This window comes from Variovorax sp. RCC_210 (assembly GCF_041355175.1).
Lineage (GTDB): Bacteria > Pseudomonadota > Gammaproteobacteria > Burkholderiales > Burkholderiaceae_C > Variovorax.
This window is the reverse complement of record NZ_JBFUPJ010000021.1, coordinates 44,124-57,220: the sequence shown is the minus strand read 5'-3', so window position 1 is coordinate 57,220 and position 13,097 is coordinate 44,124. Positions and strand designations below refer to the sequence as shown.

Sequence of the window (13,097 nt, the reverse complement as noted above, 5' to 3'; positions counted from 1 at the left end):
GGGTTCACCATGCGCGCCACAGCGCAATCACGAGCAGCGTGCAGAAGGCCGCCACCAGGTCGTCCAGGATGATGCCAAAGCCCGCGTGCCACCAGCGCACCTGCGCCGCGTCGCGCTGCTTGAACAAGCCGTCGGCCCAGGCCACCGGGCCGGGCTTGGCGGCGTCGAAGTAACGGAACAGCCCGAAGGCGATGGCCTGCGCCAGCAATCCGGCCGGCGTGACCAGCCACAGCACGATCCAGAAGGCGACCACCTCGTCCCACACCACGGCGCCGGGGTCGGCCACGTTCATGTCGCGCGCGGTCACGGTGCAGGCCCACCAGCCGATGGGCAGCGACGCCAGGATGATCCAGCCGATGGTCGCGGGCGTGAACCACAGCTGCATCACTACGAAGGCCGCCCACGCCCACAGCGTGCCCACGGTGCCGGGCGCGATGCGCGGCAGGCCCGAGCCGAAACCCAGCGCGATGTAGTGCGCGGGGTGGGAGAGCATGAAGCGCAGCGTGGCGCGGCGCATCGGGGGTGGGGGCACGGGGCCGGAGGGGGAGGGCGAGGGTGAGGGCGTAGAAGAAGCGGCTTGCATCAGGGGCAGGAGTGTCGCGCATCTGCGGCACGGCCCGCTGGCCCGGCAATTTTATTAATCAAAGCAATTGCTTGTTTAATTGGGCCCGGGCCCCTAGCATCGGGGCTTCCTTTTCGAGCTTCGCATTCCCTCATGTCTTCTTCTTCCGCCGCCGTGCGCCCAGCCCCTTCGTCGCCACCGCCCACTGCCGCATGGCGCGAGCTCTTCAGCGGGCGCAACGGCTGGCGCGCGCTGGCGCTCACCGGCGGCGTGGCGCTGCACGCCGTCAACGTGCACATCGTGACCACCGTGCTGCCCTCGGTGGTGCGCGAGATCGGCGGGCTCGACTGGTATGCCTGGAGCACCACGCTCTTCGTGGTCGGCTCGATCCTGGGCGCCACGCTGTCGGTGCGGCTGCTCGCGGTGCTGGGGCCGCGCGGCGCCTGCCTGGCCGCGCTGGCGGTGTTCAGCGCCGGCTCCGTCGGCTGCGCGCTGGCGCCGGCCATGGCCTGGATGCTCGCGGGCCGCACGGTGCAGGGGCTGGGCGGCGGCCTGCTCGCCGCGCTGAGCTACGGGCTCATCCAGCTGGTGTTCGCGCAGCGGCTGTGGCCACGCGCGGTGGCGCTGGTGTCGGGCATGTGGGGCGTGGCCACGCTGTGCGGGCCGGCGGTGGGCGGGCTCTTCGCGCAGGCCGGGCACTGGCGCTGGGCCTTCTGGTTCCTGCTGCCGGTGGCGGCCGCGCAGGCGCTGCTGGTGCTGGTGCAGCTGCGCCCCTCGGCCGGCGTGGTGCACGCGCGCCCCGCCACGCTGCCCCGCGTGCCGGCCGTGCAGATCGGCCTGCTCGCGGCCTCGGTGCTGGTGATCGCGGCCAGCGGCCTGTGGTCCAGCCTGGCGTGGCAGGCGCTCGGCGTGGCGCTGGGGCTGGCCATCGGCTTCGCGGCCACGCGCATCGACAGCCGCGCCGCCGTGCGCGTGCTGCCGAGCGGCGCGTATTCGATGCGCGCGCCGCTGGGCGCCATCTACGCGAGCGTGGCGCTGCTGCTCATCGGCACCACCACCGAGATCTTCGTGCCGTACTTCCTGCAGCTGCTGCACGGCCACTCGCCGCTGGCGGCGGGCTACCTCACCGCGGCGATGGCCGGCGGCTGGAGCGTGGGCTCGCTGAGCTCGTCGGGCCGCAGCGGCGCGGGCGCCGACCGCATGCTGCGCGCCGGCCCGGTGATCTGCACGCTGGGCCTCGCGGCACTCGCGCTGCTGCTGCCCGCGCCGGGCCGCTTCGGCTCGGGTGCGGAGACCTTGCTGGTGGCCATCGCGCTGGCGGCCGTGGGGCTCGGCGTGGGCATCGGCTGGCCGCATTTGCTGACGCGCGTGATGTCGCTCGCACCCAAGGGCGAGGAAGGCCTGGCCTCCGCCTCGATCACCACCGTGCAGCTCTACGGCATGGCCGTGGGCGCCGCGGTGGCGGGGCTGGTGGCGAACGCGGCGGGGCTCACTACGCCGGGCGGGGTGACGGGTGCGCAGTCGGCGGCCGCCTGGCTGTTCGCGAGCTTCGCGATCGCGCCCGCGGTGGCCGTCTGGCTGGCCTTTCGCGCCGTGGTCCGGCGGGGATCCTGACGGGCCGCAGGCCGCCGCAGCGCACCGCAGGTCGCGGCGCTCGCCTGCACCGACGCAACAAGGCGCTCCCTATAATTTTTCGCATTCACAACAAGCGGGAGGGCCTTGCCCCATGAGAAATTTCGTTCAACGTTTCGGGACCCTGTCGCTCCTGCTGGCCTTCAGCTTCGCGCTGGTGGCCTGCGGCAACAAGGAGGCCGAGCAGCGCCAGGCCTTCAGCACCTACCTGCAGACCCGCGTGCTCGACAAGCCCGGCATCCACGTGCCCAAGCCCACGGCCGAAGAGAAGTCGTCCTTCGGCGACTACGCGCAGCACTACGCGGTGATCACCGATTTCAACGAAGGCATGAACCAGTCGGTGAGCCAGCCGATGACGCAGATCATGGCCAAGGGCGGGCTGCGCTCCATCGGCGACCTGGTTTCGCGCCGCGACGACATCAAGGCCGCGAAGGACGGCCTGGCCGGCCTGCGCACCGCGCTCGACCAGCAGACCGCCAAGGCCGACGCCGCGCACGCGCAGCTCAAGCAGCCCGACGACCTGAAGCAGGTCTACGACAAGGCCTACGCCAAGACCGTGACCGAGCCCTCGACCACCTTCAAGGAAGTGTTCCCCGCGCTCGACGCCGTGTTCGACAGCGCGCTGGCCATCGGCGGCTACATCGAGCAGAACAAGTCGAAGATCCAGATCTCGGGCAGCACGGTGAGCGTGACCGACCCGGTGGTGCAGGCCGAGTTCAACAAGATGCTGCAGCAGCTGAACGGCCAGTCCGCCGCCATCAACGCCGCGCAACGCAAGATGCAGGCGATGGTGCGGGGCTCCTGAGCACCACGTCAACGCTGAAGCGCCTGGCGCGCCGCGGCTTGGCGCCTCAGACGAAGTGGTCGAACGAGCCGAAGCGCTGCGACACCGGCGCGCCGGCCGCGTCCACGATGCGCAGTCCGGCATCGGCCTCGATGCCGCCGATGCGCGTGACGCGCGTGGCGCTGTGCGCGCCGGCCTGCATCACCGCCTCGCGCGCCGAGGGCGGCGCGGTGAACACCAGCTCGTAGTCGTCGCCCCCCGAGAGCGCGCAAGTGCGCAGCAGCTCGGTGCGCAACCCCGGCGCCTCGGCGGCGACCAGCGCCGTGGTGGCATCGGCGTCGAGCGTGGCGCCGACCCGGCTCGCCGCCAGGATGTGGCCCAGGTCGCCGATGAGCCCGTCGCTCACATCCACCGCCGACGTGGCCACGCCGCGCAATGCCTGGCCCAGCGCCACGCGCGGCGTGGGCTGCTCCATGCGAAAGCGCGCGGCCTCGAAGGCCTCGGCCGACAGCGCGATCGTGCCGCGGAACACTTCCAGCGCCAGCCGCGCATCGCCCAGCGTGCCGCTCACCCAGATGTCGTCGCCCGCGCGCGCGCCCGAGCGCAGCAGCGCCGCGCCGGCCGGCACTTCGCCGAACACGGTGATGCAGATGTTGAGCGGGCCGCGCGTGGTGTCGCCGCCCACCAGCTCGCAGCCGTGCGCGTCGGCCAGCGCGAACAGGCCGCGCGAGAAGCCTTCGAGCCAGGGCTCGTCCACGCCCGGCAACGCGAGCGCGAGCATGAAGGCCAGCGGCTTCGCGCCGCAGGCCGCCAGGTCGCTGAGGTTCACCGCCAGCGCCTTGTGGCCCAGCCGCGCGGGCTCGACGGTGGACAGAAAGTGCCGCCCCTCGACCAGCATGTCGGAAGACACGGCGAGCTGCATGCCCGCCGCGGGCGCCAGCAGCGCGCAGTCGTCGCCCACGCCGAGCGGAGAGCGCACGGCGGGGCGCTTGAAGTAGCGTGTGATCAGGTCGAATTCACCCATGGGGGGTGAAGCATAAGGGCTGCCGGCTCAGCCCCGCGCGCGGCGGTTGGACATGACCACGTTGTCCTTCTCGAGGGCCTGGCCGGCCTGCAGCGCCACGACCCATGCGTCGGTGGTCGCCACGGCCGCGAAGTTGCTGTGGAACACCACGCTGAACACGCGGTGGATTTCTTCCGCGCTGGCGCGGCCCGCCGCGTTCTCGTAAGGCAGCGCGCCGGTCGCGTCCGACAGGAACTCCACGTTCAGCCCGCGGTGCAGCGCCTCGTACACGGTGGAGGCGTCGCAGTTGTGCGTCATGTAGCCGGCCACGCTCAGGGTGTCGATCCGGTTCTGCGCGATCCATTCGGCGAAGTCGGTGCCGGCGAACACGCTCGGCAGCGCCTTGGTCACGAGGTGGTCGTGCGGGCGCTTGGCGACCTCGGGGTGCAGCTGGCCGTTGTGCGCGTCAGCCTGGAACACGGGCGCGCCCTTGGGCGCGTGGTGGCGCACCACCACCACGGGCGTGCCGGCCGCGTGCGCGGCGTCCATGGCCTGCGTGATCTTCGGCAGCGACTGCGCGACCGGCGGGTACTCGATGGGCAGGCCGCCGCCCTCGAAGTATTCGTTCTGCACGTCGATCACGACGAGGGCACGGCGCGGTGCGGGTTGGCTCATGGTCTGGGTCCTTGGTGGCTTCGGTCGTTGTGGGATGTCGATGGCCCGATTCTTCGCTTCCGGGCCTTGCGCCGAAAGTGGCCCGTCAGCCATTCATCGATAACATCGGGCCATGCGAAAAGCCGCCGTCGAAACCACCGGGACCCCTGCTGAAACCATCGCCGTCGTGGCCTTCGACGGCATCAGTCCGTTCCATCTCTCCGTGCCCTGCATGGTGTTCGGCGAGGACCGCACCGAAGCTGGCACCCCGCGTTTTCGCCTGCGCGTGTGCGCGAGCGAGCCCGGCCCCCTGCGGACCAACGCGGGCTTCACGCTGGGCGTGCAGCACGGGCTCCAGGTGATACGGCGTGCGCAGATCGTGGTGGTGCCCTCGTGGCGCGACGACGGCCGGCCCGCGCCGCCCGAGCTGATCCGCGCCTTGCAGGCCGCGCACCGCCGCGGCGCCACCATCGTCGGGCTGTGCCTGGGCGCCTTCGTGCTGGCCGAGGCGGGCCTGCTCGACGGCCGGCCGGCCACCACGCACTGGAACCTGGCGGAGGCCTTCGCGCGGCAATACCCGAAGGTCACGCTGCAGCCCGAGGTGCTGTACGTCGACGACGGCGATGTGCTCACGTCGGCCGGCACCGCCGCGGGCATCGACTGCTGCCTGCACCTGCTGCGCGTGCGCTACGGCGCCGAGACCGCCAACCGCGCCGCGCGGCGCATGGTGGTGGCGCCACACCGCCAGGGCGGGCAGGCGCAGTACATCCAGCAGCCGATGCCGGCCGCGGCGGAACGCGACCGCCTCACGCCGCTGCTGGAATGGCTGGGGCGCCACCTGCACACCGCGCACGAGCTGGACGCGCTGGCCGGGCGCGCGCTGATGAGCCGGCGCACCTTCACGCGGCGCTTTCGCGAATCCACCGGCACCACCGTCGGCCAGTGGCTGCAGAACCAGCGGCTCGCGCTGGCGCAGCGGCTGCTGGAAACCACCGACAGGCCGGTGGAGCGCGTGGCGACCGACGCGGGCTTCGGCTCGGCGGTGTCGCTGCGCAAGCACTTCGTGGGCGCGTTCAAGGTGTCGCCCACGGCGTACCGCAGGCAGTTTTCGCAGGACGCGGCGCCGGGCTGAAGGCCCGGCCTCGGTGCAGGCCCGTCAGGCCCACCAGACCCGTCAGGCCTGCCCGCGAAAGCGCAGCGAGGCCTGGCGCACCACCTCGGCCAGCAGCCGTTCCTTGCCTTGTTTCTCGCGCAGCCAGCGCGCGTCGTTGCGGTTGGCCTCCACGCTGGTGCGCAGCTCGCCCAATGCCTGCGTGGCGTTCAGCGCCTCGCTGTGCCACTCGAGCTGCGTCATCGTCATCAGGATGTGCTCGCGCAGCGGCATGTGCTGGCCGGTGGCCGGGTCGACGTACACCGCGTCCAGCCCGAAGCGGCAGGCCTGGAAGCGGTTGTAGGTGTACACGAGGTAGTCGTCCTCGCAGGGCTCGAAGGGCTGCTCCTGCAGGAACCACGCCGCCAGCGACTGCACGTAGCCCGCCAGCGCCGCGGCGCGCTCCACCGTGAGCGGCGTGTCGAACACGCGGATCTCGATGGTGCCGAACTCGGGCTTGGGGCGAATGTCCCAGTAGAAGTCCTTCATGCTGCGAACCACGCCGGTGCGGGTCATGCGCTCGAAGTAGGCCTCGAACTCCTTCCAGCTGGTGGTGAAGGGCGCGCGGCCCGACAGCGGAAACGCGAACACCGAGTTCAGCCGCGCCGAGTCGAACTGCGTGTCCTGCCCCTGCACGAAGGGCGACGACGCCGACAGCGCGATGAAGTGCGGGATGTAGCGCGACATGCGGTGCAGCATGAGCAGCGCCGCGTCGGCGTCGGGGCAGCCGATGTGCACGTGCTGGCCGAAGATGGTGAACTGCTTGCTCAGGTAGCCGTACAGCTCCGACAGTTCGCGAAAGCGCGGTTTGTCATAGATGCGCCGCTCGTGCCACTGCTGGAAGGCATGCGTGCCGCCGCCCACCACCGCGATGTTGAGCTTGTCGGCATTGCGGATGAGCGCCTCCCGAATGGGCGAAAGCTGCGTGATCACGTCCTGCGCCGAGTGGCAGATGTCGGTCGAGATCTCGATCATGCTCGAGGTCATCTCGGGCACCACGCTGCCGGGGAGCGGGGTTTGCGCCATCAGGCGCAGCATGTCCTCGGCGTAGGGGGCCAGGTCGTAGTCGTGCGTGTTCACGAGCTGCAGCTCCAGCTCCACGCCCAGCGACAGCGCCTCCGACTTGTTGAAGGGCTCGAGCTTGACGGTGCGGCTGTCGGGGTCGACCGGCAACGGGGCCGAGCGGAAGTCGTCGCTGTCGGGGTCGAAGGGGGTGTTCACTGCCGTGCTCATCGCTGCGTGTCCTCGGTGGTGCTGAAGGCCTGGGGCGCCCAGGGCACCGAACTCTCGCCCACCGCGTGGATGGCCACCGTGGCCAGCACCGCGCCCACCACTTCCATCAGCAGGATGGAGGGCAGCGCAACCTGCGTGATCATGGTGCCCAGCAGCGGAGAGGCGGTCGCGAAATTGGAGGCGATGAGCAGCGCGATCGACGACAGCGGCGACATCGCGCAGCCCACCCAGAACGCCTGCTTCCAGCTGGCGCCGCTGCCGGGATTGGCAATGGCCACGCCGGCGATCTTGGTGACCAGGCGCACGCCGATCACCGCCAGCACCACGCTGGCCACGGGCAATGTCCAGTCGGCCTGCGCCGCCACGATGGACACCAGCACGAACATCAGCATGGTCAGCAGCGAGGCAGCCGTGCCCAGCTGGCGTTGCCAGGCCCAGGGCTTGGGGTTGAGTGTTTTCAGCAGCACGCCGCCGATGAGCGCGGCCAGCGGCGCCGAGCCGCCGATGTGCGCAGTGAGCGCGGCACCGGCCGCGATGATCGCCAGCAGCAGGATGGAGGTGTTCTCGCTGGTCGGGCTCATCACCCGCAGGGCAGAGCGCAGCGCCAGCGCCATGATGCCGCCCACCACGAACGACAGGCCCAGCACCACCGCCACCGGGTAGAGCTTTTGCAGCAGCGTCTGCGGCGCGCGCTCGATGAGCCCGGCCTGCGCGTAGCCCAGCGCCAGCGCGTAAAAGGTGTTGAGCGTGGCCAGCGTCATGGCGCGCTCGGTAACGGGGCCGGCGGCGCGGGTGTCGATGATCACGCGGCTCAGCACCGCGGGCGAGGCGACGATCGCCATCAGCGCGATGGGGTTGGCCACCGGCTCGGGCAGGCCGAGCAGCGTCAATATCCAGTACACGCCGAAGTAGGTGAGCGTGGCTTCCAGCAGGCTTTGCACCAGCACCATCGGGTTGTGGCGAAACCAGCGCAGCGGCAGCCGCCCGCCGGCCTCGAACAGCACCACGGCCACGCCGAGCTCCAGCAGGAACAGGCTCAGCCCGCGCAGCGGCCAGATGGCGCCCTCGAAGCCGGCAAAACCCACCACCGCGCCCACCAGCGAATAGCCGATGACCTTGGGCAGCCCCAGGTAGCGCTGCACCAGGTGGCCGGAGGCCGCGGCCGCGGCCAGCAGCAGCGACCACAGCACCGTGGGCAGGCCGGCCGAGGGGCGCACCCATTCGGACCAGAAGCCCAGCAGATCGTTGAAGAAGCTCGTCAGGTTCATGCAGGTAGGAAGAAGCTCACCGGCCGGCTGCGCCAGCGTGCCCAGATCGCGCTGCGGATGCGTGCGCGGTCGCCCAGGCTCACGCTGTGCGCGCGCAGCGCCAGCCGGAAAGCGAAATAGAAACTCACGCTCACATTGAGCGCGCCAATGACCGGAATGGCCGCCACCGCCCACCACAGGGCGGGCTGCTGCAGCACCGCGAGGCCCGTGGAGGCGGCCGCCGCGGCAATCTGCCCGGCCGACAGTGTCACGTGCCGCACATCCAGCCCGAGCCCGAAGAAACCCGCGAACGCGGGCAGCAGTCCGAGCATGAGTCCCAGCGAGATGTTGGAGGCGAAGCCTGAGATGTGTGTGCGCATGAAGTCGGCCCAGCGTCGGGCCCGGGCGGCGCCCAGAAAGGCGCCGATGCGGGGGTTGTAACGCATGGCGGAGTCCAGGCGATGCAGGACAAAGGCGTTTTCTGTCCAACCAGCGATGATGCTGGCCGAAAACAGCAGGATGCCGGTGATTGCCGCGTAAAGCGCGGTCGGGCCGAGCAGCGACAGCGAATCGAGCGTGGCCGCGGCATGCGCCGCGTCGAGCAGCGGCCGCCCCCGCGCCGCCTGCACCAGCAGCGCCACCGCCAGCATCGCCGGCACCACCACCAGCACGTTGCCCAGCACCGCGGCCACCTGCGAGCGCACGAGGTTGGCGACCTCGTCGACAAAGTCGCCCACCGCGCCGTCGGACTTGATGTCGCGCAGCCGCGCGGCCAGCGCCGGCGCCGTCATGGCGGGCTGCTTGGTGGCCAGCGTCAGGTGCAGCAGCTGGATCGCGACGAAGCTGGCCGCATACATGAGGCCGGCGCCCAGCCCGCTCCAGAAGGCCGACAGCCCCAGCGCGTAGATGCTGAACTTCAGCAGCACCGTGAGGGCGGTGAGCGCGCCGCCGCCCGCGGCCTTCTTCACCATCTGCGCGTAGCTGGCGCGGTCGCGGGTGATGTAGTGCTCGCCGGTCTCGGCGCTGCGCTCGGTCACCTTGGCGGCCAGCATCGACGAGTTGGAGGCGATCAGCGCGCGGATGCTGTTGCGCTCGCCGCCCGCCAGCACCAGCTTGCCGACCAGCCGCGCCACGCTGGGCGCGGGCGTGGGCGACATCAGGCAGTCGAGCAGCTCGCGAATGCGCAGCACCCGCTCGCGCAGCTGCCGCAGCCGGAACACCAGGCCCACGGAGATGCCGTTGTCTTCCAGGTGCGTGTAGACCGACGACGTCACCGCGCGGCAGGCCTCGAGTCGGTCGCGAAAGGCGACGAAGGCCGCCTGCAGCGCCTGCGCGTCGCGCGGCTGCACGAACATCTGCTCGCGCAGGTGGTCCAGGTCGGCCATCAGCGAATGAAAGGGGCGCGCGGCGCCCAGCTCGGCGCTCATGCGCAGGCGCAGCTCCGGCGAGAAGCCGGCGGCCACCACCTGGCTGGCGCAGTAGGTCACGGCGTCCATCACGGTGTGGCGCCAGCGCGGGGCGGCGTCGCTGACCGAAGTGTCGAGCGGAGCATCCAGCGGGCCGTCCAGCGGGGCGTCTGGCGAGGTGTCTGCCAGCAGCGCGCCGATGCGCGCGAGCTGCGTGTCGTCGAGCAGCGCGATCCAGCCCGCGTCGAACACGCCCGGCAGCACCATGCGGAACAGGTCCGACGCGTCGGTGGTCTCGGGCGTGCCCGGCAATATCTTGCGGCGCAGCCGCTCGGCCAGTTCGCTGGCGAAGGCGGTGCGCGGCGCGAAGCCGTAGTCGGCCAGCAGCGTGGTCAGGTCGACCGCCCGCGTGAAGGCGCGCCACCAGGCGCGCAGGCGCTCGCGCAGCTCGGGCCGCGCCTCGATGGCGTCGAGCAGCAGCTGCACGCGGCCCATCGCCGCCTGGGGCGACGCACGGTCGCCGCGCAGCCAGTCGAAGAGGTCGATGAGCCAGATGTGGCGCTGCGCCACATCGGCCGTCGGGTCGAGGCCGGCAAGCAGCCCCTGCAAGTCGCGCGATGCGGCAGCCATGAAGGTCGGGGTCAGTAATTCAGTTCAAGAGACACCGCGGAACCGGCTTTGCCGGGCCGCCGGTGTCGCCCCCGGCGAGGGGGGAGGAGAAGCGACACGCAGTGCGCGAAGCCTGGGGGAGCGCTAATGCAACACGCGCGAGACAGGTGCGCCGCCCACGTCGGCCTCGAGCACGAACATCGGGATGGTCACGTCGAAGCGTTCGCCTTCTTCGGTCACCACCAGGTAGCTGCCGTGCATGGTGCCGCTGGGCGCCTGCAGGCGGCAGCCGCTCGTGTAACGGAAGGATTCGCCCGGCGCCAGCAGCGGCTGCTGCCCGATCACGCCCAGGCCCTTCACCTCTTGCGGGTGGCCCGAGGCGTCGTTGATGAGCCAGTGGCGTGCGATCAGCTGGGCCGCCACCGACCCCGTGTTCGTGACGGTGACCGTGTACGAAAACGTGTAGATGTTGTCCGTGGGGGAAGACTGCTCGGCCAGGTAGCGCGGTTCGACCTGGACGCTGAAGGGGCTGTTTGACATGGGGCGCATGGTAACGGAGGCCTTTCGTCGGACTTCCATCGGCTGCGAGAATCGGGGGTTATGAGCACCCCGTTTCGCATCGCGCCCTCCATCCTGTCCGCCGACTTCGCGCACCTCGGCAAAGAACTGACCGACGTGATCGCGGCCGGCGCCGACTGGATCCACTTCGACGTGATGGACAACCACTACGTGCCGAACCTGACCTTCGGCCCGATGATCTGCCACGCGCTCAAGCCCTACGCCAAGAAAGCCGACGGCACGCCCGTGCCCATCGACGTGCACCTGATGATCCAGCCGGTCGACGCGCTGGCCGCCTCCTTCGCGGAAGCGGGCGCCGACTACATCAGCTTCCACCCCGACGCCTCGCCGCACGTGAACCGAAGCATCCAGGCCATCAAGGGCGCGGGCTGCAAGGCCGGGCTGGTGTTCAACCCCGGGCTGGGGCTGGAAGCGCTGGACTGGGCCATCGACGACATCGACCTGATCCTGATCATGAGCGTGAACCCCGGCTTCGGCGGCCAGAGCTTCATCGACTCGGCGCTGCGCAAGATCGAACTCGCGCGCAAGCGCATCGAGCAGAGTGGGCGCGACATCCGCCTGGAGGTGGACGGCGGCATCAAGGTCGACAACATCGCGCGCGTGGCCTCGGCCGGCGCCGACACCTTCGTGGCGGGCAGCGCCATCTTCAATGCCAAGGACTACGGCGCGGTCATCGGCGACATGCGCAAGCAGCTCGCCAGCATTCCGGCGGCCTGATATTCATCGCCTTCATTCAGGCGCCTTTTTCAGCCTGTTTTTCAGCGCTTGACCTTGTCGTTGTAGACCCGGTCGGCCTCCGGACCGCGGTCGGTGTCGACCACGCCGCGCTCCACGTCGTCATGCGCCTTGCGGCCCACCTCGGGCGCCTGCCCGTCCTGCGTCTGCTGGCTGTCTGACGACTGGTCGTGCTCGTTGGGCAGCCGCGGGGCGGCTTCGCCACCTTGCTGCACCTTGGTCTTGCCGTCGTTCGCGTCGGCGGTCTTGTCGCTGGGCTGGGTTTTCGTGTTCGTCTTCGTGTTCATGGCGGCTGCTCCTTGTAGTGGCTGCAAGCGTGCCGCGCCCGCGGCGCCAGGCCGGTAGGACAGGCAAGCCTGCCCCTGTAGGCATGTGATTGGCATGCGAATAGGCATGTGAATGGCCGCTATCGATTGCGTAGCGACCCCGCTGCCATCTTTGCTTCCGGCAAGGTGCCTCCGCAATAATCCTCTGCATGTCCTCCGATCCTCTCGCCGCCCTGGCCACCGACAGCCTGCGCATCCACACCTTCGCCTCGCTCACCCCCGGCCCGCGGCTGCTCGTGCTGGGCGGGGTGCACGGCGACGAGGTCTCCGGCACGCTGGGCATCGAGCGCACCGTGGCCGAGCTCGAGGCCGGCGCGCTGCAACTGCGGCGCGGCGAACTCACGCTGGTGCCCGTGGCCAACCCGCTCGCGCGACGGCGCCTGCGGCGCGAGGGCGAGCGCAACCTCAACCGGCTGTTCCGCCCCAGCGCGCAGCCCGCCGACTACGAGGCCCGCATCACCAACGTGCTGGCGCCGCTCATCGCGCGCCACGACGTGCTGCTCGACCTGCATTCCTTCCAGAGCGAGGGCGAGGCGTTTTCCATGATCGGCCCGCGCGACAACAGCGGCACGCTGGAGCCCTTCGCCCGTTCGTTCGAAGAGGGCCAGCTGGCGCTGCACATCGGCACGCCCATCGTGGTGGAAGGCTGGCTCGACATCTACGCCGCCGGCCTCGCGCAGCGCGCGGGCGGCGCGCCGGCCGACGAGGCCGCGCTCGACTTCGGCCGCGGCACCAACGAATACATCCGCAGCCAGGGCGGCTACGGCGTCACGCTCGAATGCGGCCAGCACCTGGACCCGCAGGCGCCCGAGGTGGCGTGGCGCGCCATTCGCCGCACGCTCGCGCTGCTGGGCATGGCGGCGCTGCCTGACGGCCTGCCGGCCGCGTCGGCGCAGCCCACGCTGCTGCGCCTGGCCAGCGTGACCGACCGCCTGCACGAGGAAGACAGCTTCGTGCGCGACTGGGCCACCTTCGACGCCGTGCAGCGCGGCGAGCCCATCGGCATGCGCCACGACGGCACACTGGTGAGCGCGCCGGGCGACGGCTTCATCGTGTTCCCCAACGCCGTGGCGCTGCCCGGCACCGAGTGGTTCTACTTCGCGCACCCGAGCGAGCGTGAACTCGGGCCACTGCCCAAGGTTCCAGGCACCCTCGGCCCCGCCTGACCACGGCTGGC

Annotated in this window: 13 protein-coding genes; 5 read left to right on the top strand and 8 right to left on the bottom strand. The window is 70.5% G+C overall.

Features of this window, described 5'->3' with window-relative positions; genetic code table 11:
• Positions 1-4: 4 nt before the first annotated feature.
• Complete coding sequence (locus AB6807_RS36100) at positions 5-583, bottom strand: phosphatidylglycerophosphatase A (RefSeq protein ID WP_371088341.1); 579 nt, start codon at positions 581-583, stop codon at positions 5-7.
• Between the two features lie 132 nt (positions 584-715).
• Between AB6807_RS36100 and AB6807_RS36095 the strand changes: the two genes are divergently transcribed.
• Together AB6807_RS36095 and AB6807_RS36090 are read left to right on the top strand one after the other, a co-directional pair.
• On the top strand, positions 716-2,176 hold the full coding sequence (locus AB6807_RS36095) for an MFS transporter (RefSeq protein WP_371088340.1): 1,461 nt from the start codon (positions 716-718) through the stop codon (positions 2,174-2,176).
• Between the two features lie 112 nt (positions 2,177-2,288).
• Entirely contained in the window at positions 2,289-2,999 is a 711-nt protein-coding gene (locus AB6807_RS36090) for a DUF3053 domain-containing protein (protein ID WP_371088339.1), read from the top strand.
• 46 nt (positions 3,000-3,045) lie between these two features.
• Here AB6807_RS36090 and thiL read toward each other — a convergent pair whose 3' ends face one another.
• On the bottom strand, positions 3,046-4,002 hold the full coding sequence (thiL, locus tag AB6807_RS36085) for a thiamine-phosphate kinase (protein ID WP_371088338.1): 957 nt from the start codon (positions 4,000-4,002) through the stop codon (positions 3,046-3,048).
• A gap of 27 nt (positions 4,003-4,029) precedes the next feature.
• The gene (locus AB6807_RS36080; protein WP_371088337.1) at positions 4,030-4,656 is read right to left on the bottom strand and encodes a cysteine hydrolase family protein; all 627 of its coding nucleotides are present in this window, start codon (positions 4,654-4,656) and stop codon (positions 4,030-4,032) included.
• A 112-nt stretch (positions 4,657-4,768) separates the two neighbouring features.
• Between AB6807_RS36080 and AB6807_RS36075 the strand changes: the two genes are divergently transcribed.
• Positions 4,769-5,767: a GlxA family transcriptional regulator gene (locus tag AB6807_RS36075; protein WP_371088336.1), complete on the top strand. Its 999-nt coding sequence runs from the start codon at positions 4,769-4,771 to the stop codon at positions 5,765-5,767.
• A gap of 42 nt (positions 5,768-5,809) precedes the next feature.
• On the opposite strand, the gene AB6807_RS36070 is transcribed toward AB6807_RS36075, so the two are convergent.
• The 4 genes from AB6807_RS36070 to apaG all read right to left on the bottom strand — a co-directional run bounded on the left by AB6807_RS36070 (position 5,810) and on the right by apaG (position 10,820).
• A complete protein-coding gene (locus AB6807_RS36070) occupies positions 5,810-7,018 on the bottom strand; it encodes a YbdK family carboxylate-amine ligase (protein WP_116912377.1) in 1,209 nt (402 codons plus the stop codon).
• On the bottom strand, positions 7,015-8,286 hold the full coding sequence (locus tag AB6807_RS36065) for a cation:proton antiporter (RefSeq protein WP_116912376.1): 1,272 nt from the start codon (positions 8,284-8,286) through the stop codon (positions 7,015-7,017). The genes AB6807_RS36070 and AB6807_RS36065 overlap by 4 nt, the downstream gene beginning before the upstream one ends.
• Entirely contained in the window at positions 8,283-10,301 is a 2,019-nt protein-coding gene (locus AB6807_RS36060; protein ID WP_371088335.1) for a site-specific recombinase, read from the bottom strand. Before AB6807_RS36060 ends, AB6807_RS36065 begins: the two co-directional genes overlap by 4 nt.
• 123 nt (positions 10,302-10,424) lie before the next feature.
• Positions 10,425-10,820 (bottom strand): Co2+/Mg2+ efflux protein ApaG, encoded by a 396-nt coding sequence (gene apaG, locus AB6807_RS36055; protein ID WP_116912374.1) that lies wholly within the window; start codon positions 10,818-10,820, stop codon positions 10,425-10,427.
• A 60-nt stretch (positions 10,821-10,880) separates the two neighbouring features.
• Here apaG and rpe point away from each other — a divergent pair, with 60 nt between their 5' ends.
• A complete protein-coding gene (rpe, locus tag AB6807_RS36050; protein WP_116912373.1) occupies positions 10,881-11,576 on the top strand; it encodes a ribulose-phosphate 3-epimerase in 696 nt (231 codons plus the stop codon).
• A gap of 41 nt (positions 11,577-11,617) precedes the next feature.
• On the opposite strand, the gene AB6807_RS36045 is transcribed toward rpe, so the two are convergent.
• Positions 11,618-11,881, bottom strand: a complete 264-nt coding sequence (locus tag AB6807_RS36045) for a hypothetical protein (RefSeq protein WP_286517177.1) — start codon at positions 11,879-11,881, stop codon at positions 11,618-11,620.
• A gap of 188 nt (positions 11,882-12,069) precedes the next feature.
• On the opposite strand from AB6807_RS36045, the gene AB6807_RS36040 reads away from it, so the two are divergent.
• Entirely contained in the window at positions 12,070-13,086 is a 1,017-nt protein-coding gene (locus tag AB6807_RS36040; RefSeq protein WP_371088334.1) for a succinylglutamate desuccinylase/aspartoacylase family protein, read from the top strand.
• The last annotated feature ends 11 nt before the right edge of the window (positions 13,087-13,097 follow it).

What these genes read in the sequence shown, in the direction of transcription:
- AB6807_RS36100 (WP_371088341.1), bottom strand. Translation starts at nt 583, where the DNA reads ATGCAAGCCGCTTCTTCTACGCCCTCACCCTCGCCCTCCCCCTCCGGC.
- AB6807_RS36095 (WP_371088340.1), top strand. Translation starts at nt 716, where the DNA reads ATGTCTTCTTCTTCCGCCGCCGTGCGCCCAGCCCCTTCGTCGCCACCG.
- AB6807_RS36090 (WP_371088339.1), top strand. Translation starts at nt 2,289, where the DNA reads ATGAGAAATTTCGTTCAACGTTTCGGGACCCTGTCGCTCCTGCTGGCC.
- thiL (WP_371088338.1), bottom strand. Translation starts at nt 4,002, where the DNA reads ATGGGTGAATTCGACCTGATCACACGCTACTTCAAGCGCCCCGCCGTG.
- AB6807_RS36080 (WP_371088337.1), bottom strand. Translation starts at nt 4,656, where the DNA reads ATGAGCCAACCCGCACCGCGCCGTGCCCTCGTCGTGATCGACGTGCAG.
- AB6807_RS36075 (WP_371088336.1), top strand. Translation starts at nt 4,769, where the DNA reads ATGCGAAAAGCCGCCGTCGAAACCACCGGGACCCCTGCTGAAACCATC.
- AB6807_RS36070 (WP_116912377.1), bottom strand. Translation starts at nt 7,018, where the DNA reads ATGAGCACGGCAGTGAACACCCCCTTCGACCCCGACAGCGACGACTTC.
- AB6807_RS36065 (WP_116912376.1), bottom strand. Translation starts at nt 8,286, where the DNA reads ATGAACCTGACGAGCTTCTTCAACGATCTGCTGGGCTTCTGGTCCGAA.
- AB6807_RS36060 (WP_371088335.1), bottom strand. Translation starts at nt 10,301, where the DNA reads ATGGCTGCCGCATCGCGCGACTTGCAGGGGCTGCTTGCCGGCCTCGAC.
- apaG (WP_116912374.1), bottom strand. Translation starts at nt 10,820, where the DNA reads ATGTCAAACAGCCCCTTCAGCGTCCAGGTCGAACCGCGCTACCTGGCC.
- rpe (WP_116912373.1), top strand. Translation starts at nt 10,881, where the DNA reads ATGAGCACCCCGTTTCGCATCGCGCCCTCCATCCTGTCCGCCGACTTC.
- AB6807_RS36045 (WP_286517177.1), bottom strand. Translation starts at nt 11,881, where the DNA reads ATGAACACGAAGACGAACACGAAAACCCAGCCCAGCGACAAGACCGCC.
- AB6807_RS36040 (WP_371088334.1), top strand. Translation starts at nt 12,070, where the DNA reads ATGTCCTCCGATCCTCTCGCCGCCCTGGCCACCGACAGCCTGCGCATC.